The 25,268-nt window shown below is 40.6% G+C and carries 24 protein-coding genes and 1 other RNA gene; 5 read left to right on the forward strand and 20 right to left on the reverse strand.

Annotated elements, in window-relative coordinates:
- Positions 1-144 precede the first annotated feature (144 nt).
- From KCG35_RS01835 to KCG35_RS01845, 3 genes are all read right to left on the reverse strand, one after another.
- Positions 145-960: a substrate-binding periplasmic protein gene (locus tag KCG35_RS01835; RefSeq protein ID WP_215817964.1), complete on the reverse strand. Its 816-nt coding sequence runs from the start codon at positions 958-960 to the stop codon at positions 145-147.
- A 550-nt stretch (positions 961-1,510) separates the two neighbouring features.
- Complete coding sequence (locus KCG35_RS26815; protein WP_309227261.1) at positions 1,511-2,374, reverse strand: transglycosylase SLT domain-containing protein; 864 nt, start codon at positions 2,372-2,374, stop codon at positions 1,511-1,513.
- A complete protein-coding gene (locus tag KCG35_RS01845; RefSeq protein ID WP_215817965.1) occupies positions 2,367-2,816 on the reverse strand; it encodes a YMGG-like glycine zipper-containing protein in 450 nt (149 codons plus the stop codon). The genes KCG35_RS26815 and KCG35_RS01845 overlap by 8 nt, the downstream gene beginning before the upstream one ends.
- A 789-nt stretch (positions 2,817-3,605) precedes the next feature.
- Between KCG35_RS01845 and KCG35_RS01850 the strand changes: the two genes are divergently transcribed.
- The gene (locus KCG35_RS01850) at positions 3,606-4,961 is read left to right on the forward strand and encodes a DegQ family serine endoprotease (protein ID WP_215817966.1); all 1,356 of its coding nucleotides are present in this window, start codon (positions 3,606-3,608) and stop codon (positions 4,959-4,961) included.
- Positions 4,962-5,028: 67 nt separating this feature from the next.
- On the opposite strand, the gene KCG35_RS01855 is transcribed toward KCG35_RS01850, so the two are convergent.
- The gene (locus KCG35_RS01855; RefSeq protein ID WP_215817967.1) at positions 5,029-5,631 is read right to left on the reverse strand and encodes a hypothetical protein; all 603 of its coding nucleotides are present in this window, start codon (positions 5,629-5,631) and stop codon (positions 5,029-5,031) included.
- A gap of 300 nt (positions 5,632-5,931) precedes the next feature.
- The gene (locus KCG35_RS01860) at positions 5,932-6,804 is read right to left on the reverse strand and encodes a patatin-like phospholipase family protein (RefSeq protein ID WP_215817968.1); all 873 of its coding nucleotides are present in this window, start codon (positions 6,802-6,804) and stop codon (positions 5,932-5,934) included.
- Positions 6,805-7,026: 222 nt separating this feature from the next.
- On the opposite strand from KCG35_RS01860, the gene ffs reads away from it, so the two are divergent.
- An RNA gene (gene ffs, locus KCG35_RS01865) (signal recognition particle sRNA small type) lies at positions 7,027-7,123 on the forward strand.
- Positions 7,124-7,379: 256 nt separating this feature from the next.
- Here the strand turns inward: ffs and KCG35_RS01870 are convergent.
- From KCG35_RS01870 to KCG35_RS01880, 3 genes are all read right to left on the reverse strand, one after another.
- A complete protein-coding gene (locus KCG35_RS01870) occupies positions 7,380-8,117 on the reverse strand; it encodes a substrate-binding periplasmic protein (protein ID WP_215817969.1) in 738 nt (245 codons plus the stop codon).
- Between the two features lie 336 nt (positions 8,118-8,453).
- Positions 8,454-9,050, reverse strand: coding sequence for a peptidylprolyl isomerase (locus tag KCG35_RS01875; protein WP_215817970.1), 597 nt, complete (start codon positions 9,048-9,050; stop codon positions 8,454-8,456).
- Positions 9,051-9,339: 289 nt separating this feature from the next.
- Positions 9,340-9,879 carry a hypothetical protein gene (locus tag KCG35_RS01880; RefSeq protein ID WP_215817971.1) on the reverse strand — a complete coding sequence of 180 codons (540 nt, stop codon included), beginning with the start codon at positions 9,877-9,879 and terminating at the stop codon, positions 9,340-9,342.
- Between the two features lie 348 nt (positions 9,880-10,227).
- Here KCG35_RS01880 and KCG35_RS01885 point away from each other — a divergent pair, with 348 nt between their 5' ends.
- Positions 10,228-11,604 (forward strand): substrate-binding domain-containing protein, encoded by a 1,377-nt coding sequence (locus tag KCG35_RS01885; RefSeq protein WP_215817972.1) that lies wholly within the window; start codon positions 10,228-10,230, stop codon positions 11,602-11,604.
- Between the two features lie 97 nt (positions 11,605-11,701).
- On the opposite strand, the gene KCG35_RS01890 is transcribed toward KCG35_RS01885, so the two are convergent.
- The 3 genes from KCG35_RS01890 to KCG35_RS01900 form a co-directional block, all read right to left on the reverse strand.
- Positions 11,702-12,319, reverse strand: a complete 618-nt coding sequence (locus tag KCG35_RS01890; protein ID WP_215817973.1) for a YecA/YgfB family protein — start codon at positions 12,317-12,319, stop codon at positions 11,702-11,704.
- Positions 12,320-12,546: 227 nt separating this feature from the next.
- Entirely contained in the window at positions 12,547-13,050 is a 504-nt protein-coding gene (locus KCG35_RS01895) for a SprT-like domain-containing protein (protein ID WP_215817974.1), read from the reverse strand.
- Positions 13,051-13,266: 216 nt separating this feature from the next.
- Positions 13,267-13,875 carry a Yip1 family protein gene (locus KCG35_RS01900; protein WP_215817975.1) on the reverse strand — a complete coding sequence of 203 codons (609 nt, stop codon included), beginning with the start codon at positions 13,873-13,875 and terminating at the stop codon, positions 13,267-13,269.
- Positions 13,876-14,282: 407 nt separating this feature from the next.
- On the opposite strand from KCG35_RS01900, the gene KCG35_RS01905 reads away from it, so the two are divergent.
- Positions 14,283-15,098: a DUF547 domain-containing protein gene (locus KCG35_RS01905; RefSeq protein WP_215817976.1), complete on the forward strand. Its 816-nt coding sequence runs from the start codon at positions 14,283-14,285 to the stop codon at positions 15,096-15,098.
- 69 nt (positions 15,099-15,167) lie between these two features.
- Here KCG35_RS01905 and ttcA read toward each other — a convergent pair whose 3' ends face one another.
- Positions 15,168-16,085, reverse strand: a complete 918-nt coding sequence (ttcA, locus tag KCG35_RS01910) for a tRNA 2-thiocytidine(32) synthetase TtcA (RefSeq protein WP_215817977.1) — start codon at positions 16,083-16,085, stop codon at positions 15,168-15,170.
- A 152-nt stretch (positions 16,086-16,237) separates the two neighbouring features.
- On the opposite strand from ttcA, the gene KCG35_RS01915 reads away from it, so the two are divergent.
- Positions 16,238-16,573 (forward strand): TraR/DksA family transcriptional regulator, encoded by a 336-nt coding sequence (locus tag KCG35_RS01915; RefSeq protein WP_215817978.1) that lies wholly within the window; start codon positions 16,238-16,240, stop codon positions 16,571-16,573.
- A 140-nt stretch (positions 16,574-16,713) separates the two neighbouring features.
- Here the strand turns inward: KCG35_RS01915 and KCG35_RS01920 are convergent, their stop codons facing one another.
- The 8 genes from KCG35_RS01920 to KCG35_RS01955 form a co-directional block, all read right to left on the reverse strand.
- The gene (locus tag KCG35_RS01920; RefSeq protein WP_215817979.1) at positions 16,714-17,877 is read right to left on the reverse strand and encodes a glycerate kinase; all 1,164 of its coding nucleotides are present in this window, start codon (positions 17,875-17,877) and stop codon (positions 16,714-16,716) included.
- A 37-nt stretch (positions 17,878-17,914) separates the two neighbouring features.
- Positions 17,915-18,409, reverse strand: coding sequence for a hypothetical protein (locus KCG35_RS01925; protein ID WP_215817980.1), 495 nt, complete (start codon positions 18,407-18,409; stop codon positions 17,915-17,917).
- Between the two features lie 453 nt (positions 18,410-18,862).
- Positions 18,863-19,396 (reverse strand): adenine phosphoribosyltransferase, encoded by a 534-nt coding sequence (locus KCG35_RS01930; protein ID WP_215817981.1) that lies wholly within the window; start codon positions 19,394-19,396, stop codon positions 18,863-18,865.
- A 20-nt stretch (positions 19,397-19,416) separates the two neighbouring features.
- The gene (gene fnr / locus KCG35_RS01935; protein ID WP_215817982.1) at positions 19,417-20,178 is read right to left on the reverse strand and encodes a fumarate/nitrate reduction transcriptional regulator Fnr; all 762 of its coding nucleotides are present in this window, start codon (positions 20,176-20,178) and stop codon (positions 19,417-19,419) included.
- A 115-nt stretch (positions 20,179-20,293) separates the two neighbouring features.
- The gene (hemN, locus tag KCG35_RS01940) at positions 20,294-21,676 is read right to left on the reverse strand and encodes an oxygen-independent coproporphyrinogen III oxidase (protein WP_215817983.1); all 1,383 of its coding nucleotides are present in this window, start codon (positions 21,674-21,676) and stop codon (positions 20,294-20,296) included.
- Between the two features lie 110 nt (positions 21,677-21,786).
- Positions 21,787-22,515: a sulfite exporter TauE/SafE family protein gene (locus tag KCG35_RS01945; RefSeq protein ID WP_215817984.1), complete on the reverse strand. Its 729-nt coding sequence runs from the start codon at positions 22,513-22,515 to the stop codon at positions 21,787-21,789.
- Positions 22,508-22,705: a cbb3-type cytochrome oxidase assembly protein CcoS gene (ccoS, locus tag KCG35_RS01950; protein WP_215817985.1), complete on the reverse strand. Its 198-nt coding sequence runs from the start codon at positions 22,703-22,705 to the stop codon at positions 22,508-22,510. The genes KCG35_RS01945 and ccoS overlap by 8 nt, the downstream gene beginning before the upstream one ends.
- Positions 22,706-22,724: 19 nt before the next feature.
- Positions 22,725-25,259 (reverse strand): heavy metal translocating P-type ATPase, encoded by a 2,535-nt coding sequence (locus tag KCG35_RS01955; protein ID WP_230408949.1) that lies wholly within the window; start codon positions 25,257-25,259, stop codon positions 22,725-22,727.
- Positions 25,260-25,268 lie beyond the last annotated feature (9 nt).

Below are 25,268 nucleotides of genomic sequence, written 5' to 3' on the forward strand. Positions count from 1 at the left end.
GGTCCTTCACAATTCATTTTTAGGCTTTGTTGTCAGCGTTCTTCACCCCAGTCACTTATTAATATAAGCTCCTGGGGTTTCATCACTTGACGGCCGCGCCTAAAAAATCTTCGTTATGAGTATATACTGGCAGTGAATTGTTTTTTAATGTTTGTTTATTAGTGTTGGTTCAAGATACTTGTTGAGTAATCTTTCTAGAATACCTTCTGATTTAAGTTGTTTAAGTTTATGATTAAAAAAATCTCTGAGTTTTTTTCCTTGACTTGTTTTCGGGAAAAGCATATGGAATGACATGGGGGCTGTGCTGGGCAATGGTGAGTATCCAATATTATTATTTGCTAAAAAATTTTCACCAAGTGCGGCGAACCCAGCAATTATTTCAATTCGCTCAAGATAAAGATCTGCCCGGTTATGCAGTAGCATATTAAAAATTTTTCTTTGGCTGTTTTTGTATATGCTGATGTCAGAATCATTGAGATCATATGTTGAGTAGTTATAACCTTGCATACCTACTAAACGATATTGCTTGAGGTCTTTGTAGGAAGAAATATGAATACCATTTGGGTGATGTGCCTTAGCATAGAAGTAGTAAGTGTGTGTATCATAGTAGTTATTACTGTGCAGAAAATTATTTCTACGTTGTTTGTTTAATGAAGCATCAATCAACATATGATACCTTTTGCTATTTTTTACCTCATATTTACAACGATTCCAGTTAATCATATCAATTTTATAGGGTTGGTTTATTGGTTTTAAGATAGAGGCTAATACTTCAACAGAGTAGCCTTTAAGTTTTGTCTTCTCGCCTGGTATTCTTGAAAAGTAGGTAAAGGGTGGCCATTCTGCATCATCATCGCAGATACGTAATAAGGAGGGCAGTACTTGTTTTTCCTCAGCTAAAGTAACATTTGAAAGCGAGTAGAAACATGTTAAACACATCAGGATAATAAGTTTGTACATAACCTCCCTTTTCCAGGAAACTATTTGAATTTATTTTTGATTGGTATTATTTTAGTTATTTTTAGAATGATAATTTAAATATCTTTTTACTATACCCTTCGCAATTATTAATATAAGCGTTTAGTAGCACTTTTATATAAATTAAAATGACTACCGCAAGCAGGCTTCATTTCTTGACGGCTCAGCTAGTGCTTTTAAAAATGATATTGTAGCTTGCGAGTCTTGACAGTTCAGACTAGCTCCACTAAAAATCTTTCACCATGGGTATATGAGAGTGTCGCAAAAGGTCAGGAGCGAAGCAAAGGCAAGGCAAAAATCAGCGAAAAAGCGATCTAATAAATGAGCATTTTAAGCTGATTTTTAACGTAGTATTTGCAAGCGCAGTAGTTTTGCGATGTCCTCATGTTCAGTATTCTGTATATAGTGTAGCCTGATATCAGGCTACACCATATGTTTACGCTTTATATTTATACCAATGACTATGAATATCGTAAGAGTAGTGTTTTTGGAAGGTACTTTCCTTGTATATAGTTGAGCCTAGTGAGCTAATTTAACTTGCTTGATAAAGGGTCATGATTTTTTTGACATAGTTGAGCGTTTCTTTAAAAGGTGGAACTTTGTAGCCATACTTTTGAACATTACCATAACCAGCATTATAGGCTGCTAGAGCGAGTGCCACGTTGCCATTTATACCTCGCCGAGTCAGCATTTTTTTCAAATACCCTGAGCCGCCTTTAACATTCTGTCTAGGGTTAAATGCATTTCTTACCCCCATTTCTTTGGCTGTGGCAGGCATTAACTGCATTAATCCTTTTGCACCGACATGTGAGACTGCTTGAGGATTATAGTTTGATTCTGTTTTAACAACAGCATGAATGAGGACTGGGTTTAGTTTGTGTTCTACGGCTGTTTTACCAATGATTTTTCGGAATGGAACGTTATATTTTTTCTCTGCATAAGTTGAAGACTTAAGTAGTTTCTTAGGCAATGTATAATCGTTAGCTGCAAATGGGTTAGGGCCTTTACCGCCCAACTTCGCTAACTGTCGATAATGTCGGTAGGCTTTCTTTTGGGATGATTGTTTAGGTTTGTTAATTGACCATTGAACGGGTTGCCATTTCTGTGGTGCTAAACGACAGCTGGTACCAAACTGCTTTGGTTGTGGTTTACCACTAATCTCTAGCATGGTGAAATAGTCACGGCAGATTTGGTTTGCTTGTGAATAAGTAATAAAAACGGCTAAGTAACGCTCAACATTAGCCTCATCCTTATCGTGCCAGTTGGCAATTTCCCCATCTAATAGTTGTTCCTCTAATAGGGTATTTACATCAGAGGTTAGACGTTGTTCTTTTGTAAGATGAATACAGCCTACAACTAATAAGTAAGTACTGACTAGCATGATGTGTTTAAACACAAGTATGCCCCCGCTGTTTATTAAGCTTTGAACTACCTTTTTGACGGCCATAAATAATATAGTCACGACAAATTTGATTTCCTTGTCGCGTCTTATTGAGAGGTTTAATAGTGAAGCGGTTTCCAGTTCTGCTGTTTGTCCAGTTATAGTTTTTCTTGTTAGGGGTTGAACGAAGACCTTTTTCAGCACGGTTTTGATCAGAGGAGTCCATATAAGAACCAATGTAGCCACCAATGATACCACCGATGATGCCTCCACCTATCATACATGCATTACGTTTACTTGATTTTTTATCTTTGCAGGCGGCATACCCTAGGCCTGCCCCAACTCCTGCACCAGCAACGGCTCCCCAAAAGCTGTTGGACTGATAGTAGCCATCATTACAACCCGTAGTGAGAGCTATCGTTAAGAGCAGCGTACAACATCGCCAACATATAGACACAGAGACTGCCTCCTTAAAAGCATTTGAATACATTCTTCTGAGCGGTGGTAAATCATGTTATCAGGCTGAGAAAAGCACTTTTTGTAATAGGTTGATGGGTCTATTAGTAGACATACAAAACTGATTTACTCGATCCTTACAAGGTGTATGGAGCTTGTTATTGCTTGAGATCAGACTGATGATGGGAATTATTTTTCACCACTTCACTGACCTTGTCATACCCTACAGTTGTTAATATGAGCATAAATAACGTTATGTATAAGTGGGTTATCGATATGCGTGGTCTAGTGTGTTTTTACCTGTAAAGTGGTTGTTTTAAAAGGGTTTACATGTTGCAAATGTAATCAATGTCTCTTTTAATGGTCTGTAATTATGTGTTTTTTTTGAGTGCATAACAGGTCAACTGTAGCTTAAATCACACTGGCTAGGGCACTATTTGAAGAGCTTGATGTCTATTATTGCATTGTCATCATGTGAAATGTTTGGCATTAAGTGTATTTTACTTAACATGTCACTCTTTTTGGGCCGATGAGACTGTCGCAAATCAGGAGCGAAGCAAAGACAAGGCAAAAATCAGCGAAAAAGCAGAGTTTATATACCCATAACAAAGCCTAAAAATGATTTGTGAAGGGTATAGCTAATAAATGAGTATTTTGAGCTGATATTAACGCCGTATTTGTAAGCGCAGTAGTTTTTCGACAGCCTTCTATATGAGTGGAAGTAGTCGCGTTTAACCTTTTACTAAGAACAGTATTGATTTGTAAAACAGGGTATGTAGGAGGTCATTGAATGAAAGTAAAGTGTTGGCAGTCGCTCATGGTTATCATGGCAGCCATACTCATGCTACCAAATTTATCGGCAGCAGCTTTACCTGTAACGGATAGCCAGGGACAGCAGTTACCTACGTTAGCACCACTGGTTAAAAAAGTAACACCTGCCGTAGTTAATATATCGACTTATGCGAAGACAGCTGTCCAAAATCCATTATTGAGTGATCCGTTCTTTCGGCACTTTTTTAATGTTCCACCCACTCAACCCAGACAGCAAAGGCGTGCTCAAAGTGCTGGGTCAGGTGTCATTATTGATGCAAAAGAAGGTACAGTGATCACTAATTATCACGTCATTAAAGGCGCTGATGAAGTTAGGGTGACATTAGAAGATGGACGTACAATCAAGGCTAAAGTAGTGGGTAGTGATCCTGATGTCGATATTGCTGTACTTGATATTGATGCAGATAATCTTAAAGCGCTACCAATAGCAAACTCTGATAAATTGGCCGTTGGTGATTTTGTGATTGCTGTGGGTAATCCTTTTGGGTTGGGTCAAACAGTTACAACAGGTGTAGTCAGTGCTTTAGGACGTTCTGGTTTGGGTATTGAGGGGTACGAAAATTTTATTCAAACGGATGCGTCTATTAACCCAGGTAACTCTGGTGGTGCATTGGTTAACCTGCAAGGGGAATTAGTTGGAGTTAATACCGCTATCCTGGCCCCATCAGGAGGAAATGTAGGCATTGGTTTTGCTATTCCCACTAACATGGCGAAATCAAGCATGCAGCAAATACTTGATCATGGAGAGGTGAAGAGAGGCCAGATTGGTGTTTACATCCAAGACCTAACAGCCGATCTTGCTGAAGCATTTAATTTAGATGAGCAACAACGTGGCGTATTGATTAATGATGTTCAGCCAGGTTCAACGGCAGAAAAATCAGGATTACGTGATGGCGATATTATTATTGCTGTAGAAGGAAAGTCGATTAGTAATGCCGCACAGTTGCGTAATCAAATAGGCCTTAGACGGATTGGAGAAGAAGTCCAGATTACAATACTACGAGATAAAAAAGTAAAAGATCTTAGTGTTAAAATTGGTGGAGAAAAGCTTACTGGTGCCAGTAAAATACATAAGATTTTTGAAGGTGCTATTTTGCAAAATTCTCAAAGTGAAGATGGCGTGATTGTGCGAGATATTCAGGGTGGAAGTGCTGCAGCTTATACAGGGCTAAGACCTGGAGATCGAATTATTGCTGCCAACCGTCACTCAGTGAAAAATTTGCATGATTTACAGCAAGCTTTAAGTAAAGGAAGTAGTAAAATTTTACTGAGAATAGTGCGTGGTAATGCTGCATTATTCCTTGTTATCCAGTAAATTTTTGTGATTAAGGCTTGCTGTTTTAGTGGATTTACCAAGTAGCAGCAGGCCTTTTAATTGTTTATTAGGTATTTTTGGCAATTAAGGGTTTGATTTTGGAAAACTTATCTTTAATAGCACTGCCAATGTCATTTTTTTCAAATTTACTCTGATCAGTTAATCCCCGTGTATCAAGTCTATGCAAGTGTAGATAGGGTGTTTTGGCAGCAAACTCCCGTAAGTCTCCATTTACAAGTACAGGAAGGAACTCCATACCAATTTTTTTTTGATAAATACGATTTAAAAAATTTATTGCAGTCGTAAAGCTAAGATGACGCATACGTTTTTCATTCCCTAAGGGAATCCCAATAAAAAGTCCATTTTGGTTAATGGCTGCACCAGGATAAAGTATTACACCTGTTTTTTTTATTGCTGCTTCATTTATGTGACTAAATGTATCGTGAAATGCATAAGGATCAGGTAGAACTATAATACCTTCACGTTCTGTGCCTGCTAAGAGTACTTCGAAATTGGAATATACTTTTTTTACCGTTGGGCTATAGACACAAAAAGCTTTTGCAACGCGCTTGAAAAAGTCAGCCGCTTTATTTTTGTTAATGATTGATGATAAATCCCAAAATAGATCTGGGTTCTCAGGGTAGTCAGCAAGCTTTATAGGTGTTTTCACACAAGAGCCTTACATTATTTGTTGTTAGTTATTCCTTCATTAAACTGTCAGGTATCTTACTTATAAATGATTAAAGCGCTGAGATTATTTCCTGACATATCCTTATTGATTAAGCTGACAAGTGACTTGAACAGCAAAGCCACTTAAATTGCATAGTTAATTGAAGAAAAATCGTCACGAATATTACTTTTTTTATGAGTGATTATTTTGGACTTTAAGTTGTTATAGGCATGCGAAGCAATTCTGTCAATGGTTATAAACTGAGAAAATATGACAGTGGTTTGTTTGGGGTAAGGTAAATTAGGGATGGAGGTTTGTTGTTTGATGTAGTTTAAGAGGAACAATGTCCATAACTGTTTTATAGCCCATTTGAAAAAGGCATATTTTGTCATCATTAGTTAAATTAAACTCAACAGGAGAGTAGCTTCCAGTATTAACAATGACAGTTGATTGCCAAAATGAATCATTAATATACTCTCTTGAGAGTGTTGTCATGAACGTTCTGATGAGCATTGATAAGTAGTCTTTTATGGGCAGAAAAGAAGGGTTACTGGAAATTTTCTTATGATAGGTTTGACTTCTTAACCGAAAACAGACTACAGGTGTGCCATCTCCAGCCCAGTCACGATAAAGTGCATCTTCTGAGAGAATACTTCCATCAACTAAAATATGTTCGTCAAAGTGTTGAAAGCTGAAGATAAGGGGGATGGATATTGAAAATAAGACAGCTCTGGATACTTTCAAATCAGGTGTTGTTTGGGCATTAAAAATAACTGGCTGTGAAGTGACTACATCAGTAGCAACTATATGTAAGTCAGTTGTTAAGTCCTTAAAGTAAACTCCACCTAATTCATTATCTAACCATTTTTCAAAGATTGAGCCATTGGATAGTCCACCAGAACGAATTAAGTTCATCAGTGATTGTCCTTTGAACTGCTGAAAGTTTACATTAAGCACAAGCTTTTTTAGTTCACTGACGGACTTACCCAGAGCGTATAAGGCCGCAACAATGCTTCCACCAGAGACACCTACAATGCTGGTGAAGCTGAGTCCCAGCTCATTCAGTCCAGTAAGAATTCCAACATGGGCAGGTAAGCGTGTACCACCACCTGCTAGAATGGGTACAATTTTTCCCTCCTGGGTAGAGGGAGGAATGGGAACTGGTTCAGCCATTACTGTCATGATGGTTAAATAGTCTAGTCATAATAGATTAGTGTAAAAGAAGAATAAAGTTTTGTTATTTTCAAAAACTATCGAACACGTTTAGACGATAGTTCATAGCTATTAATTGTGAGGAAATATCACAAAAAACACCCTTGCAAAATGTGATTAAATCAGGGAGAATGCGCACCACGCTTGATACGGGGCATCCCCGTTAGTTGTTATGGAGGCCCTTGTTGGTCCCCTCGCAATGAATATCTGCGAACTCCGCCAGGCCCGGAAGGGAGCAACGGTAGCAGTGACTTCATGTGCCGAGGTGTGGCTGATAAGGGCCGCCGCCATTCCGATATCTTATCTATTTTTTAATTTAGAATTATCTCAAGTCACCTCAAATTGAGTACTCTTGCTTTTAGCGTGTAAAAGCCCAACGTCTAGAGTTTCTTAATTGTGCTGTTCAAGGTAGGACGGCTGATTGCTATAAGGTGGAAACTTTTCAGTTGATTAAAGGGTAGGGTTTAGCTGGGCCGCATCCATACGGTAGGCTAGCAAATCCATTCTAAAACGGTGTTGTTTTTGTAGTGTAAGTGTTACCTTTCCCGGTACTTATCAATGATGGCTTCAATACGACCTTCGTTTCTAAGGCTGCTTAAAGCGTTGTTGAGCAGTTTAATGGTTTCATCACTTGTGGCTTTATTCATTGCCAGCCAAAGACCACTTTTGCTAAATGTGAAAATACGTTCTATGTCGTCCATTCTTTGGCGCTGAGCGATAAATGGTCCAGATAAAGAACTTGTGGCCCATAAGTCAATTTTATCGATTTTCAGTTTCATTGCGTTTACGACATCATTTTTAGCTTTGATGACATTAATTTTTTTCTCTACTAAATAATCAGTGATGGCATCATCCGCATAGCTACCTACTGAATACTTATTCAAGTCGGCAAATTGGTTGATGCTAAGATTACGGCTTTTTTTAGCTAATATAATCCATTCTTCCTCAAATAATGGCCCTACCCACTTAAACTTATTTTCTCTTTCTGCTGTTCTAAAGGCGGAGTAAATGCCTTTACCTGGCTCATTAAGCGCCATGTTTAGCGCTCTATCCCATGATGCGTAGAGAGTAAGTTCAAGGTCTAACCCTGCGCGTTGAAATGTTTCTCTAACGATATCTGTGGCAAAGCCAGTCACTTTTTCATTACGACCAAAGCTACTATAGAGCACTGTCATATTGAGTGGCGGGAATGGTTCTGTAACCAAGTGGAAGGTTTGTGCTTCAGCATTTAGCCAAAACAGCATGGTTAAAGCAATCATAACCTTACGCAGCATGGTAAATCCTCAACGAATCTAAAATAGTAATACTAAAATGCGTGTATACTGGCTGTAACAATAGCTACCACAACACAGTAAGGGACTCCTTTAAGCCTAGAGCATGGTCTTACGTAATGTTTATTCTATGGATGAGTAGCATGGAATTTGTTGTTTTCTAACAATAAAAAGAGTTTGTCTTACCTTATAGTGTAGTAGTCTGTATGTACCCGACAAACGTTCTGTATAATAAAGCGTACCAACCTTGTCGCCAATGAAAAGTACTTAATCAACAAGGCTGGCTGGCATCGCAATTTGTGTTAGCTTGTTGGAAAGTGGCCTATTATTGAATGGTTATTATTTTTCTTTAGCTACTTTGTTATCGTTGCTAATTAGCGTCACTTGTTTAATTATAATGGGTTTTACAGGGACGTTTTGCATATTGTTGATGCTGTGAGTGGGTACATTAACTATTTTGTCAATGATCTCCATGCCTTGAGTAACTCGGCCAAAAACAGCATACCCATCACCTCGAACGCCATGATTTAGAAACGTGTTATTACTGACATTAACAAAAAACTGAGATGTGGCCGTATTAGGTGCAGGTAATCTTGCCATTGCTACTGTTCCACGCTCATTCTTTAAACCATTTTTAGCTTCATTTTTAATTGGGGAGCCTGTTGGTTTACGCTGCATATCAGCGTTGAACCCACCACCTTGTGCCATAAAGCCTGGAATAACACGGTGAAAAACGGTGCCATTGTAGAATTTTTGATCAATATAGCTTAGAAAATTTTTAACGGTAATAGGTGCTTTTTGTGGGTAAAGTTCCAGTTCAACATTCCCCACTGATGTTTCCAATCGAATATGAGGATTGGCAGCCCAGCTCGTCGAATTTAAGATTAGCAACCCTAGAATAAGAAGATTTAAGCCAGGTAGCTTCATTTTTATCATAATGATTAACCTTTGATATTCCGTTTTATTTAATACCACAGAATAACTATTTTATTATTGTGTATACAACAGTTGTGAAGTTGAAGTGGTCTAAGTTTTTGCCGTTCGTCATCAGTCAAAGAGTTTGTTGCAAAAGATTAGGAGCGAAGCAAAAACAAGGCAAAATCGGCGAAAAGCGGATTTTATAGCTAGTAAATGAACACTTTGAGCTGATTTTTACATAGTATTTGCACATGCAGTAGTTTTGCAGCAGCCTCCAGGGCTGGGGAGAGCCAGCCTATTTTTATATTCATGATTCATCGGGGCTGAGTGATAAATTACTGATATCGGGTGCGGTAGGTTTCGGTTTGGGGATTTCTTCAGGGCTGACTAAATAGCCTTCCATAGGCTTCAAGGTGATATCACTCACATCTGGGGCTGGAGGTGGCTGCGTCTTGTCTAGCTGACCCAAGTCAGCCCCAACAGGAGCTAGGGTCCAGTTTTCATCATCACTTGTTACTTGTTGAGGGGCTGTTGTTGTATCAACTGGCTCCGTTACAGGCATTGATGAATCAGTTGTTGTTGGTGTTTGGGAAGGTGCTTGCTCGGTTTGCCAGGGTTCTTTTGTGTTGGAATCAACGATCTGGCAGATAAGCCCTGCTTTTAAAAGTGTGCGCTCATACTTTTGTGCTGTGGTGATGTCTAGCTGGTTTTTGATGATGACCGGGCGGCCAGAGAAGAAGGCGTCAATCTGAGCCGGTGAGGCTTTGAATAACTTCGCTATGTTTGCCTTGGCCGTATCCTTGGAGATTTCTGGGGTAAGATTCCCAGTGAATATAATTTCATACATAGTCATTGTCATAACAAAGAAAAAAGTTGATCTGTTTAAAGGCTATGAACTTGAGGCGCTATTGTCCAGATTGAATAGGGCAAATGGTTGATTTCTTATGCTCATGGACATGGATTAAGTTGTTACCAGAAAATGCCGAAAAAGCTACACATAGCTATACTGGTGATAATCTCCTGATAAACGGGTTAAAGAGGGGGGTGGAAAAGTATGTTAATGAGCCTATTTAGTGATGGTTGTCATACGACGGTTAACGTAAGTGTGTGACCAGCTTCCACCAAGTGTCATGTCACTCTAAAAGTATGATAGGTTAACAGTAAAAAGTGATCGGTTATCATTAAGGGGGTTTCTTTGTTTAGCTATCTTCAGCGCACTGGTTTTATGCCATTGGTGGTACGTGGCATCATGGCTGGGATTTGCTGTTTTTCAATGACAGCGAAGGGACTTGAGCCTTTTACACGTTTAAGTGGTTCCGGAGCAGACGCTAACCTATTTAATATGGCTGGTTCGAATACCATTGGGGCTGAGCTTGGTCCTGAATTGGTGAAAGCTTATTTACAAGCTAAGCAAGTGCAGCAAATTAAAGTTGAAGAAACAGGGCTTAATGAAGTGAAGGTAACGGGAAGCGTGCCCTCACTTAAAAGAAACGTTAGTATCGCCATTTCAGCTCATGGTAGTTCTGATGGATTTCGTCAGCTTGAGGCGGGGAGTGTTCAAATTGGTGCAGCCTCAAGGCCTATTAAAGACTCTGAAGTACGTAAGCTTGGTGGTGATTCTATCCGAAGTGCTGACCATGAGTTTATTCTTGCCTTGGATGGCATTGCTGTCATTGTTAATGACAGTAGCCCCCTTAAGCAGCTTCAAGTAAAACAAGTGGCTGATGTCTTCAGTGGTCGTATTTTGCAATGGACTCAGCTAGGCTGGGGGGTTGATCCCATAAAATTATTAGCGAGGGATCCTCAATCTGGTACATGGGATACGTTTAACAACTTAGTTCTGAATGGCAGGGGAGAGCTAGCTACCTCAGCTGAGCGTTTGGAAAGTAATGATGAGCTGTCAAGAAATGTCGCCAATAATCCCAATGCGATTGGCTTTGTTAGTTTAAACACTATTGGTGGTGCAAAAGCTTTGGCGATTGCTGATGGTGGTGATCATTACATTAAGCCCAGTGCAGCTTCAGTTGCCACTGAGGACTATCCTTTAAGTCGCCGATTATATATGTACAGCTTGAGTGATGATGCTTTTGTGAAAGAGTTTTTAGCCTATACTCAAAGCCCTGAAGGGCAGGCTGTTGTTGAAAAGGCTGGGTTTATATCTCAGAAAGTGGCTCGCCTTCCACAAACTGATCTTTCAACCATGCCAAAAGAATATCAGGGTATGGTCAAAGGGCATCAGCGTTTATCAGTGAACTTTCGCTTTGTGGCTGGCAAAGCAGACTTGGATAATAAAGCTGTTCGAGATCTTAAACGCTTAGTCAATTTCTATGCTCAGCAGGGTGGGAATAAAAAACTTCTGTTAATAGGTTTTGCTGATGCAGATGTAAGAGCTTCTAAGCAGTCTCTTCTGGCTAAGCTGCGTGCTAAAGTTGTCTCACGCAAGCTAATTAAAGCAGGTATGTCCCACAATACTTTTAAGACCAAAGGCTATGGTGTGCTAGAGCTTGCATCAGGACAAAGCCTGGCAGGTAAAACAAAAAATCGTCGGGTTGAGGTTTGGATAGAAAAGTAGCCTAATAAGCAAAAGCTTTTAGCGCATGCATGGGAGCGCCAACTTGATGAGTGTTGGCGTTTTTAATAAGCACTTATTAGCAGTCAATAAATGGTATTTAGTGTTTTTTTGGCTTGTGTAGTTTTGCCGAGTTAGTCTTTGCTGAAGGCTTTTTAGTTTGGTCCTTCTTTTCTTCTGGACATTTATAAAATAAATAAAGCTCAGTCAGTAGCTCAGGTAGTTGTTCACACATATCAGCGATGAGTGCTTGATCCTCTGTCATTTCTGCAAACTCAGGTGCATCTGTGAATAGTCCTGAAAGTGCCATTATAGGTAACAGTAGCTCACTTGACTCCTGCTCATCAGCATCAAACCAGGCAGCCTCATCCAAAAATACAGCACTCATGAAGCCAATACACCAAGCCTGTATATCTGAGTCCTCTAAATCTTCATCTTCGTCCCACTCGTAAGGTAGCTCCAGTCCTTCCCCCAAAAATAGGGGCTGATCAAGCTGCTGTTGTGCTTGCTGGAGGGCGTTTTTAAGTGTTTGAAGATCCTGTGATGATAAATCAGGGGTACCATCAAAAATACAAGATATGATTTGGTCAATAGAGGGTTGCCGGGGACTAATAGCTGCAGCTGTTAGCAAGCCATGGGTGGCAATGTTATCTAAAATATCTTCATTCGTTGGGTCTGCTTCAAGAATGGAGGTGAGTGTGGACCAAGGTTCATTCATGTAATTTGCCATTTGATTGCTACAAAAATAAATGAATTTTAGCTTGTCCTGATTCGGATAGCGAGGAGGGTTTAAGTCACAAGTTGTCTGATTGTTTGAGAAGATGATGAGGTCGTTACCAGAAAGAACCAATATAGTGGGTTTTTTCCCTGACCTCAGCCATGACAATTTGATCAAGTTCTTTTAGATGACTGATGTTTGTTGAGCGTTGATTCTTTAAAGCTAGTTTAGCCATTGTTTTTTGAGTTAAGTGTATGCTGAAACTGTAGTGTAGCGCGACATTTTTGACAAAGGTATGTTGTGCCGCGTTGGGATCGTTTATGGCGTATGGCACTTAAAAAGTGTTGATGTTTGCAGGCACAGGAGTAGACATAGGGATATTGGCCTGTTGTGGAGATATCATAACGATGACAACGGTTGGCTGTTACCCCAAAAACAGTTTCCATAACAAATCGCCACTCTCGGCCATGGGGTTTAATGGTATGTCCATAAACGTGGGGGGCAACTAAGTGAGCAACCTCATGGGCAACCGTATGCTTGAGAAAGTGTTCTCTATGTTGCTTCAGTAATGAGGGATTAAAGCGTAATTGATTTGTATGCCAATTCGCTTGCCCAGCAACACTTCCACGTAAATCTAACACAAACCCAGGAAAAGCAAAGTAACATTGATAGTGTGTTTCTGCTTGCTTTATTAGTGAGTTAATTCGTTGTGCTATGGCTTGGTAAGGCATACGACAAAACACAATATAGTGTGGTTTAAAAGGCTCACTTTATTTCAACAAAGGATAATATTTACATGTACCACTATATCGTTTTTTATATACTCTAGCCAACGTATTCTTATTTGGTTCCCGTTACCTGTAGATATATTCTTCGCTTTGGCTCTAGCAGATAACGGGTAATTTAAGTTAGTCCTGGGGGTTTTATTTTAGAAAAAATAGTGGGTTTTATAGCATAAGATTTAGTCCTGGCCCGACGCCAGTTGCCAACAGTAAGACGGCAATAACAAGTAGTGATACAAATGCCACTAAACCCACACAAAGGACTGAACTGGCAAAGAAAAAACCTTGCTCTTTAGGAATATTCATGACGATGGGCAATCCAGCATAGAGTAAGTAAGTGGTATAGGCTGCTGCAGTAATACCTGCAATAAGGTATACCCAAATAGCCGGATATAAGCCAGTAATCCCCAATACAAATAAGGGAGTTGCTGTATAGGCAGAAAAAACAACACACTGAGCAAGTGATGTTGCCGTGCTATATGTTTGTGATAACCAATGGATAAGAAGTCCAACGATAAATACACCACCTAGTAAGGCAATGTAGCCCATGATGGCTATCATAGCCGCATTGTTTGCACTTAGCTTAATGATTTTATCCTGATTGAAATACCAGCCAATTTGAGTAGTACCTATGTAGTTACAAAGAATAGGTATTGCAGCAAGTAAAATGATATAAGTAAGGTAAATACGAGGGATGGATGTCGATTCTTGTCGTATTTTTAGCCATTCTTGTTGTGGGTGAATAATTAATCCAAAGACATGCATTATTCTCATAAGGTTCCTCCTTGAACACGCTGCTTAAGCAGGTAATGCGTGTTGATGTATTGACATCGCACCGTTTTTGGCCTGTTAGCAACTGTTATTATTATTTCCTTGTTTTTATTATGGTCTTTTGGTGCGTAAAGTATAAGAAGAAACAATTGAAGGTTATATGATAATTTCAAAAATGAAATAACGTATGAATTGTGTTTTTAGTCTCTATCGCTGACGCGAATGTTTCTTATTTTTACTCAGTAATGGTCATACTTGATATGAAGGGGAATACTATTTAGCTAATGCCCGCTATAGTGGCCTGAGGTTATAAGGATATGACTAGCCTTAATTACTATCGAGGTGGAAGATAAAAATAATTTATTCAAAGGATTGCAGGCTTGGTAATAGGTTGATGAGAGTTAATAGCTATGGCTGTGATACGTTTTTTGATAACGCTGTTAAGTTTTTGGGTAATACCTACCGTGTATGCTGCTCCCAAAGCTACTTATTGGGCATTTTGGGATAAAGCCACTCAAAGTAGTCATCAGATTGATCATCAGTTGTGGCAGTCGTTTCTTGATCAGTATCTTGTACTTGATAAGCAAAAGAATATTTATTTGGTGAATTATCAAGCGGCATCTAAAAAGGGAAGCTTATTGCTTTCAGACTATATTAAGCAGCTAACAGTGATAGATCCTCGTCAATATAACCTTAAAGAACAGTTTGCCTATTGGGTTAACCTGTATAATGCACTGACAGTGCAGCTAGTGCTGAAACATTACCCCGTTTCGTCAATAACAAAGCTTGGTGAAGGGCTGTTTAGTTTTGGTCCTTGGGAGGATCCTATTGTCAGCATTGTTAATCAATCACTCACACTAAATGATATTGAGCACCGAATTTTAAGACCAATTTGGCAAGACCCTCGCATCCACTATGTGGTTAATTGTGCCAGTATTGGTTGTCCTGATTTACAACCTAAAGCACTCACAGCTCAGCTTGCAGAACAGCAATTGGACGTTGCAGCAAAACGCTTTGTCAATCAGCGGAAGGGGGTTAGTTGGCAAGAAGGTGAATTACTTTTATCAAAAATCTATGACTGGTATAGCGATGATTTTGGGGAAAGTGAAGGAAGGGTAATTGCTCACTTATTACGCTATGCAGAAAAAAACTTAGCAGATAAATTAAGACAGTATCAGGGTGATATCAACTATCAGTACGACTGGCAGCTTAATGCGATACATTAAGCTGCCACTTTTTTAATACGACTAGCCACATTTATTTAACGCAAAAGTATACCTTTGGTCGCTCATATCCTAATTGGGGTGGATAAGTTTGACTGCTTCTATAGCTGTGTCATCATTCTCTGTTTTACTTTGGTGAAAGGGATTAATTTTTGGTGGATCAAATGCTTGATCACCATCTTCGCGTGGGGTGCCATCTGCAGTAATGTGCTTAAACGGATATAAGCTTGCATCTGCCAGGTGGGAGGGCACTACACTTTGTAAAGCGCTAAACATGCTTTCAATCCGGCCAGGGAACTGTTTATCCCACTGCCTTAGCATGGTTTTAATATTTTTACGTTGAAGGTTTTCCTGTGAACCACAAAGGTTGCAAGGAATAATTGGAAAATCCATGGTAGATGCGTATTTTTCAATGTCTTTTTCGCGGCAGTAAGCTAATGGGCGAATAACCATATGCTGTCCATCATCGCTAACTAACTTAGGAGGCATGCTTTTTAACTTGCCGCCATAAAACATATTTAACAGCATGGTTTCTAGAATATCGTCACGGTGATGTCCTAATGCTATTTTGGTCGCGCCCACTTCTTTCGCTGTTCTGTATAAAATGCCCCTGCGTAAACGAGAACAAAGTGCGCAGGTTGTTTTTCCCTCTGGAACTTTTTCTTTGACAATGCTGTAAGTGTCTTCTTCAACTACTCGAAAGTTTATCCCTAAGCTGTTTAGGTAATCGGGTAGCACATCTTCAGGAAAGCCTGGTTGTTTTTGGTCTAGGTTGATGGCAATGATATCAAAGCTAACAGGTGCATATTTTTTCAGGTTGAGTAAGATATCAAGCATGGTGTAACTGTCTTTACCCCCAGACAGGCAACACATAATTACATCACCATCTTCAATCATATTGAAATCAGCGATAGCACGCCCGACCTCACGCCGGATACGCTTTTGTAGTTTATTAAGATTGACTTGCTGATGGGGGTGAAGGTGTGTCATGGTGTTTACATTACTTCCAAGCTAACAAATAGCTGTGCATTATACCGAAACCCTTTTGAGCTGATAAGTAGCCTTATAGGCTTTACGTGATAGATAGTTATTACTTCTTTTTCAGCTGTTAGGGTAAGCAAGTGACTTTAAGGAGAAAGTCAATGGATTATCATTCAGTAAAGCTGCGCTTGAAAACACGAGAAAAAGAATTGGTACAGCGAATCGAGCGTATCAAGCAAAATATGCAAAAGAGTGCCAACAAGGATTGGTCTGAGCAGGCTCAAGAGCGGGAAAATGATGAAGTTATGGAAGCTCTGGGTCATGAAGCCGTTCAGGAACTTCGTCAGGTAAAGCAGGCCATACAGCGAATAGAGGAGGATGAATATGGTATATGTGAGCACTGTGGCCAAACGATTCCTGAGGCTCGGTTAGAAGTTATGCCCTATACTGCACGTTGTATTCGCTGTGCTGACCAACAACAAGCACTTTACCGTTAGCCTAAAAAATGGTCCTTCATATTTGCTTATAGCACGTTAATTTTAGTGCTTCTACACCTCTTACAATTTAGTTTCTAGTGTCATTATTATGTATAAGGCTGTATTTATTTAGCTTTTGCTATGAGTATGTACTTTTGACCTTATACTTTTTCGACATGGTAAGCTTTAACAAGTCGAAAAATTTCACGCATGGTTTGGTGTAGAAGCTCATCAGCATGAGCTATTGCATGCTCAAGGGACATGGGCTGGTTGATGATACTAAAAATGCTGGTAATACCTTGTTCGTGAGTAAGTTCTGCGCCCTTACCAATACTGCCTACTAAAGCGATAACTGGTAAATCATGCTGACTGGCAAGTTTGGCAATACCTACTGGCAGCTTTCCTTGGGAAGTCTGTTGGTTAACCTGTCCTTCGGCTGTAATGACAAGGTCCAGATTACTTTGTTCAAACAAATTGGTTAAGTTGAGATGTTCTGCGATAACTTCAAAACCAGAGTGAATAGATGTATTGGGCAAACTGGTCAGTAGTCCTGCCCCCATACCACCTGCAGCACCTGCTCCAGGCTGTTGTATGATTTCAAGTGCAGGTATATCAAAGTGCTTGGCTAGTAACTGGGTAAGGTTTTCAACCGCTTTATCCAGTGTGGGGATCATTTCAGGGGTAGCGCCTTTTTGAGGCCCAAAAACACTAGCAGCGCCATGTTCTCCCAGTAGGGGATTTGTGACATCACTGGCAATGATAAATTCTGTATTTTCAACTCTTGGGTCTACGTTGCTGCTATCAATAGACGCTAATTTCAACAGGCCTTCAGCACCTGGTGGTATAGGTTGTTGTTGATTATCCAGAAAACTATACCCTAATGTGCTTAGAGCACCTGCACCACCATCATGAGTGGCACTGCCTCCTAGCCCTAATATTATCTTATTACACTGTCTATCAAGAGCATTAAGTATTAACTGCCCAACTCCTTTGGTGGTGGTATAGAGTGGATTTTGCTGATCAAGTGTGAGCAAAGGTAAACCAGCGCAACTCGCCATCTCTATAATGGCTGTTTTATTATCAGCCAGAATGCCATAAAAGGCATCGACAGGTTGGTTTAATGGACCTGTAACTGTCAGATTAATTTTTTCTCCACCTGCATTATGTAAAAAAGCATCGACTGTACCTTCTCCACCATCTGCGAGGGGAAAAGATGTAATTTGAGTATTAGGTGCGATTGAGTGAATTGCTGAGGTACATGTTTGACATATTTCTAAGGCTGTCAGTGATCCTTTAAATGAGTCCGGTGCAATTAAGATATGCATGGCTCGGTCCCTGTCATTGCAGTGAATATCTAAACAACTATGCTGCTTCACTGTTATTTAAAATTAAAGTTTGATAGTGCTGTATAAATGATTCTAGATGTGCCTGAGGTCTTACATGATAAAAACGTCGCCAACATTTGGCTAGCGTATAAATATTACTGGGTTCAGATTCAATGAAGTTTTGATTACGTTTATAAATTAACCAAGCTATTGCTGTTGCATAGGATAAATTAGTAGCGAGCTCAGCATGTGGGTTCGCAAGAAATTCATGTTGACTGGCTAACCCGCGAATTTTACTTGCTAAGTCAGAGTGTTTAACTAAATAGCGGTCCCATATATTTTTATGCATCATTGGTGTAATACAGTAGATGCCTAATGAGCGTTGCTTCCTACGCTTCAAGTAAAAGCCTAATCCACTCTCTTGTGCCGCAGTCCCCAGTAGAAGGTTTTCTGCAAAAGGGGACCACATATCGATATAGTCTAATGTGGGTTTAATTACATAGTGGCGAAGTTCATCTGGACAGATTCCCATGGTCTCACTCTCTTATCGCAGCCCTAAAATCTCTATATAGGAAGCCATGCATAATATTGACCAATCTACAGGTAGGGCTGTTTATGGAAAGTAATCACTTGTTTTTATAATTACCTTTCCCATTAAGCTAGCCTATTTTTTACAAAAGTCACTGTAACTTGTTGAGTTAGTGCATTTAGTCCATGTAAAAAGCAAAAATAGCTACAGTAATCACGAGCGAAAATCGCCTTGGACTATTTTTTTTATGGCTCTCCTGAATGATGGTGTCAATTATTCAAACATGTATGTTGTTTTAAAGACAAAAGTATGACGGGGAGGTGAAGATTTGTAAGTGGTAAAGTTAAATTTGCTTTGATTGGAGGTCTTTTACATATTTAGTGCAGAAAAACAGCCCACTACCAGGTTATTAACCTGGTAGAGTCAACTATTGGTTGAGAGTGGTATTAATAGAGCCTAGAACGCACAGAGTGTAAACGTTGGAATATTGGCATCTTGTAATTTCGTGCTACCACCTAAGTCTGGCAAATCAATAATAGCGGCTGCCTCATATATGTGGGCACCTAACCGCCTTATCAGTGTAGCCGCAGCAAGTAGCGTTCCACCCGTTGCAATTAAATCATCAATGAGCAGGACTGAGTCATTTGCATCCAACGCTCCACGTTGTACCTCGATGGTAGCTTGCCCATACTCTAAGTCGTAGGTTTCCGTTTCTGTTTCAGCAGGGAGCTTGCCTTGCTTGCGAAGTAAAACTAACGGTTTGTTTAGCGCATAGGCGATAACAGCACCAGGCAAAAAACCACGTGCATCAAGCGCCGCAATATGGGTTATTTCAGTGTCTACATACCGTTGTATCAGACTATCAATAACCATTCTGTGTGCTTTGGGAGACTGGTAGATGGGAGTAACATCTCGAAAGACAACACCAGGTGCTGGCCAATCATTAACACTACGTATTAATGACTTAATATAATATTCGTCAAAAATCATAGAAAGCGGATTACTTATTGTTAGGTATCAGTGCTGCCATTTTTCTTAACTTCAACAGGTTTACCCCCTGCTAAAGAACACAAGTTAATGGGGTCAACAACTTTGACTTCTTTACCATTAGCGACAATTAAGCCATTTTTTTGGAAACGGGTGAAAACGCGACTGACAGTTTCAACGGCTAGACCCAGATAATTACCCATTTCATTGCGAGACATGGGGAGTCGGAATGACTGAGATGAGTAGCCGCGGCGTCTAAAGCGTGTTGCCAGGTTGACAAGGAAAGTAGCAATACGTTCATCAGCATTTTTTTTGCTTAATAAAAGCATCATTTGCTGATCCTCACGAATCTCTTTGCTCATAATCCGCATTAATTGACGACGTAATTCAGGCAAAGATTCCGCAAGTTCATCCAGGCGGTCAAAAGGAATTTCACAAACTGTTGTTGTTTCAATAGCTTGAGCAGAAACAGGATAGGCATCGCTGTCGACACCACTCATTCCTACTAACTCACTAGGCAAGTGAAAACCAGTAATTTGTTCATCACCGTCATTAGTAGAGGTATAGGTTTTCAGTGCTCCAGAGCGGACAGCGTAAATGGAAGTAAATTTATCTCCTTCAAGAAACAGGTGCTCCCCTTTTCGCAAAGGGCGTCCCCGTTTGATGATTTTATCAAGTAAATCAATATCTTCGGTATTTAAAGCGATAGGCAAGCAAAGAGGTTGCAATGCACACTCTTTACAGGCCACTTGATTGAACTGTTTTACAGTAGGTTTCGACGTCATGCTGTGAGGGCCTCTAATCAACTTCCGTCGTCATATATGTTTAATGCTAGTATCTGATTAGAGGCTATTGTAGGGGAAACTACTAAAAACTCCAACGGGAATTACTAAGAAGAGGTCATATTACTTTCGAAAAGCGCGTTGTTTCATTATTTGCGGCCAAGTATTGATCAAATACCATACATATATTACGGATGAGTAGTTGACCTTTTGGCTGCACCAATAGGCTGTCTTTATTAATGATAAGCAAGCTATCATCTACCATTGACTGTAATGCTTCTAACTCATAAGCAAAATGTTTATTAAAATCAATTTCAAACTGTTGCTCTATTTGAGGAATGTTTAGCTCAAAGTGGCAAATCAGCTGACTGATAATTTCTCTACGAAGAAGGTCTTCTGTCGATAAAACAAAACCACGCTGAAATGGGAAGACGTTTTGACTTACTTGTTGACTGTATTCATTCAATTTTGACAGGTTTTGCCAGTAGGTATTGCCTATCTGGCTAATAGCCGAGCAACCAAAGCCCAACAGATCGCACTCTTTATGCGTGGTATAGCCTTGAAAGTTGCGATGAAGCTGCCCTGTGACTTTCGCTTCTGTCAGTTCATCATCTGGCAGTGCAAAGTGATCCATCCCAATATACACATAACCAGCATCGATAAGGTGCTCAATAGTATGTTTTAGAATGGAAAGCTTTTCAGCAGGTGTTGGTAAATCTTTTTCATTAATTCGGCGTTGTGGTTTAAACCGGTCAGGGAGGTGCGCATAGTTGAAGATGGATAATCGATTAGGCGCCAGCTCAAGGACTTTGTTTAAGCTAGTCAAAAAGCTTTGAGTGTTTTGATGAGGCAACCCATAAATTAAATCAACATTAATGGACTTGAAGCTTAGTGTTCGTGCGGCATCAATAACCGCTAAAGTTTCTTCTTCAGTTTGAACACGGTTTACAGCCTGCTGTACGACAGGATTAAAATCTTGAATCCCCAGACTGATACGGTTGAAGCCCAACTGGCGCAAATGGCCCATTGTTGCCCAGTCAGCTTCTCTTGGATCTATTTCTATTGAGTAATCAGCACTCGCATCATCAACAAGTTGGAAATAATCATTCGTTTTTTCCATTAACTGCTGCATTAATTCCAAGCTTAAATAAGTGGGTGTTCCACCACCCCAATGTAGTTGAGTTACCTCTCGTTGCCCAAAGTACTCTGCATGGAAATGCATCTCACGAATAAGGTTTTTAATGTAGCCCACCGCCTGGTTACGCTGTTTCGTGATAACCTTATTACAAGCGCAGTAATAGCAAATGTTAGAGCAAAATGGAATGTGAAAATAAAGCGAAAGAGGCGTATTTAACTGCTTGCTTTGCTTAGCTGCATTTAAATAGGCTGCTTCGGAAAATGGTGCAGTAAACTCAACGGCGGTTGGGTACGATGTGTACCTTGGACCGTTTACTGCGTAGCGGTGAATCAATTGACTGTCCCACTCAAGCGCTTGCACCATAATTAAAGTTGCCTCTCCTAATCATATTCAGGAGACCAGTTTAGGTACGTTTGGTGTGGTTTGTCTTGATGTGCATCAAGCGCAATTTAGCTAGACACACGTTATAACTACTAATGCGACATATGATGTGTAACAGGGGGGTTAGTATTGGATAATAATGATTGAGTAACTGACATGAGCCAAGCTTGATGAGGGCCAGGTATGGTCCAACAGCCAAAAAGAATGACAGAAACTCCTAGCAGCTGGCGAATACCGCGATTATTTAACAGGCGATGTAGTTGTTGGGCAAATAAACCTGAGGCAATCATAATAGGTAATGTTCCCAGCCCAAAGGTAGCCATTAAGGTCGCGGCTTTCCAAGTATTGCCTGTAGCGGCAGCCCAGGTAAGTGAACTGTAAACTAAGCCGCAAGGTAACCATCCCCAAAGTCCACCAAGAATAAGTGCATGTTTGAATGATTTAATGGGCATGAATTTTTGGGTTAGCGGTTTTATATAGAGCCAAAGATGTCCACCAGCCTTTTCCAAGTAGGTCAATCCACGCCACCAGTTGGCTAGGTAGAGTCCCATTGCAATTAATAATAGGCCTGCAAAAGTTCTTAAACCTGCTCCTAGTCCCAGTGACTGGATAGCCCACCCAAATGACCCCAGTAATAAACCTGCAAGCGCATAACTAATAATTCGCCCTAAGTTAAAAAGAGCAAGATAAAAGCTGGATAAACTTCCAGAAGGCGTCGAAAGAGAAAGTGCTCCCATTAGTCCACCACACATGCCAAGGCAGTGTCCTGCACCTAATAACCCCAACAGAAATGCAGTGCCGTAACTACTAAAATCAATCATTTGCTTTGTTTTCTGATGCTTGTTTAGAAGGTGTTGGTTGTTGTGGTGAAGGCTCTTGATCAAAGAGAATACTGTGGCTCGGGCTTTCAAGGTCATCATACTGTCCATTATCAACAGCCCAGAAGAATGCCCAAACGGCAACCGCAACAAAAATAAGGGCGAGTGGAATCAGTAAGTAGATAATATCCATGAGTACATAGTTTCTCTTGTCAGGGCGCAGTCTCCAGAGGCGTTATTTGAGAAGGCTGAGTCTGAAGGTGTTGTTTGGTTGAGCACTTGCTTGTGCGAGTCAAGCGTAAGGCGTTTGCAACGACAAGCAATGAGCTACTCGCCATACCAATAGCAGCCATCCAGGGTTGAATAATACCACAAGCGGCTAAAGGGAGAGCGACAAGATTATAACTCAGTGCCCAGACTAAGTTGGTGCGAATGGTATTACGGGTTTGTTTAGCAATATCAAATACAGTAAGGAGGCTATTTAACTGGTTATTTAACAGAACAATATCTGCTGTATTTTTCGCCAAATCACTGCCGCAGCCAAGTGATACAGATACATTAGCGGCTGCAAGAATAGGTACATCATTGATGCCATCCCCAACCATCAAGACATTTTTGCCCTGTTGTTGCAGTGTTTGTAGCTGTGCAAGTTTATCTTCTGGCGTCATATTGGCTTGCCAGGATGAAATCGATAGTGTCTCTGCCACACGCTTGACGACATTAGGCTGGTCGCCACTCAACAAGCTAAGCTGCATATTTTGCTGTTGTAAGTCATGGATAGTGTGTGCACTATCTTGTCTCAAAGTATCAGCCAGTTTGATCCAGCCTAACACTTCTTGTTCACTGGCAAAGAGTAGCCATTGCCCCACAGGCTCCGGGGGATCAAGTAGAGGAATGTTTAGCCATGAGCAAATAAATACAGACTTACCAACCCGGTATCGTTGTGCTTTTCGTATTTCTGGATTGCTGTCATTTGAGCTTGCTGGGTGAGAAGAGATACTACCTTCAATACCATAACCTGGGTGATTAGTAACACTTTTTGCTCGAAGAGGGGTTGCTCGTTCAGCAAATGTTTTGGCTATTGGGTGTTCAGAGTGGGCTTCAAGTGCTGCAATAAGGTCTAGCATAGTTTCTGGAGACAGTGTGCTATTTGTGGGTATCACTTGCTCCAGTGTTAGTTTTCCTTCTGTTAAAGTCCCTGTTTTATCAAAAATAATATGATTTATATGCGTAAGTGATTCCAGTACATGGTTGCCTGTAATGAGGAGGCCTTGTTGATAGAGTCTACCCATGGCTGCAGTGAGTGCAGTTGGGGTTGCCAGTGAAAGTGCACAAGGACAGGTGACAACCAGCACTGCCAGCGTAATCCAAAAGGCATCGGCAGGGTTATGTTGTGACCAGTAGCTGTAAACCACTGCAGCAATCAGTATCACTGCAGTAACAAAATAACTGGCCACGCGATCAGCAAGTTGTGCAATAAATGGTTTTTCTTGCTGGGCTTGCTCCAGTAAAGAAACGATATGCGCTAGACGTGTGGTTTGGCCTGTAGCGGTTACTTGGATATCAATGGCATGTTCGACATTGATTGTGCCTGCTAAAACAGTATCGCTGACTTGCTTGGTAACCGGCAGGTATTCACCGGTTAGCATCGCTTCGTTACATGTCGTTTGTCCTTGAATAATAACACCGTCAGCAGGTACGGGCTCACCTGGCTTGATGCGCAGGGTGTAACCCATCTCAACTTCTATTGCCGCTATTGCCTGCTCTTGGCTATTATCATCAATGCGTGTTGCTTTATCAGGTAGAAGCTTTAAAAGACCAGAACCTTGCTGGGTTGTATGGTGACGTGCTCGCATTTCAAGAAAACGGCTGATTAACAAGAAGAAGGTAAACATGCACACAGAGTCAAAATAGACTTCACCAGAACCCGTGAGCATGGCCCAGGTACTGGCTGTATAGGCTGCGCCAATGGCTGTAGCAACAGGGAAGTCCATACTTAAGTGGCGTGCTTTTACATCCCGCCAAGCGGCTTTAAAAAATGGTTGCGCAGCATAAAAGACAACAGGTGTTGCTAAGAGAAAGCTAACCCACCGAATAAAATCACGATAACTGTCTTCCATCCCCTGCAAAGCACCAGCATACAATGCGATGGCATACATCATGACCTGCATGGTACCTATCCCGGCAACGGCTAAGCGGCGAATAGATTTGCGGTATTCCTGCTGTGCAAGTTGTTGCTGCTTGTCCATGGAGAAAGGGTGTGGCAAGTAACCAATATAAGCGATATGTTGCATGATTTCGCTTAATTTAACGTGCTCAGGAAGGTATTGAATATAAGCGCGATGTGTTGTGAGGTTAACTGAGGCCTGCTCAACACCTTTGAGTTGATTTAAGTGTTTTTCTAGCAGCCAGATACAAGCAGCACAAGTGATGCCTTCAATACTTAAGCTTACATGGCATTGCCCATTGAGCTGTTGACTCACTAACTGAGTTTGAAGGGCTTTACGATCATATACGGTGTAGTCAGTGGTAGGTGCTTTATCTTGGCCTAGCTTGAGTGCTTGTTCAGTTCGATATTGATAATAGTGGGCGAGTCCTTCTCCTTCTATGGCTTCTGCAACAAATTGGCAACCTGGGCAACACATTGGGTGTGATGTGCCATTAATAACGGCAAAGCAGGGCGCTTTACCAGAAATAGTTTCACCACAGTGGTAGCACGTCGACTGATTTGCCATTTGTTTTGCCATACTACACCT

It is taken from the genome of Zooshikella harenae, assembly GCF_018837975.1.
GTDB lineage: Bacteria > Pseudomonadota > Gammaproteobacteria > Pseudomonadales > Zooshikellaceae > Zooshikella > Zooshikella harenae.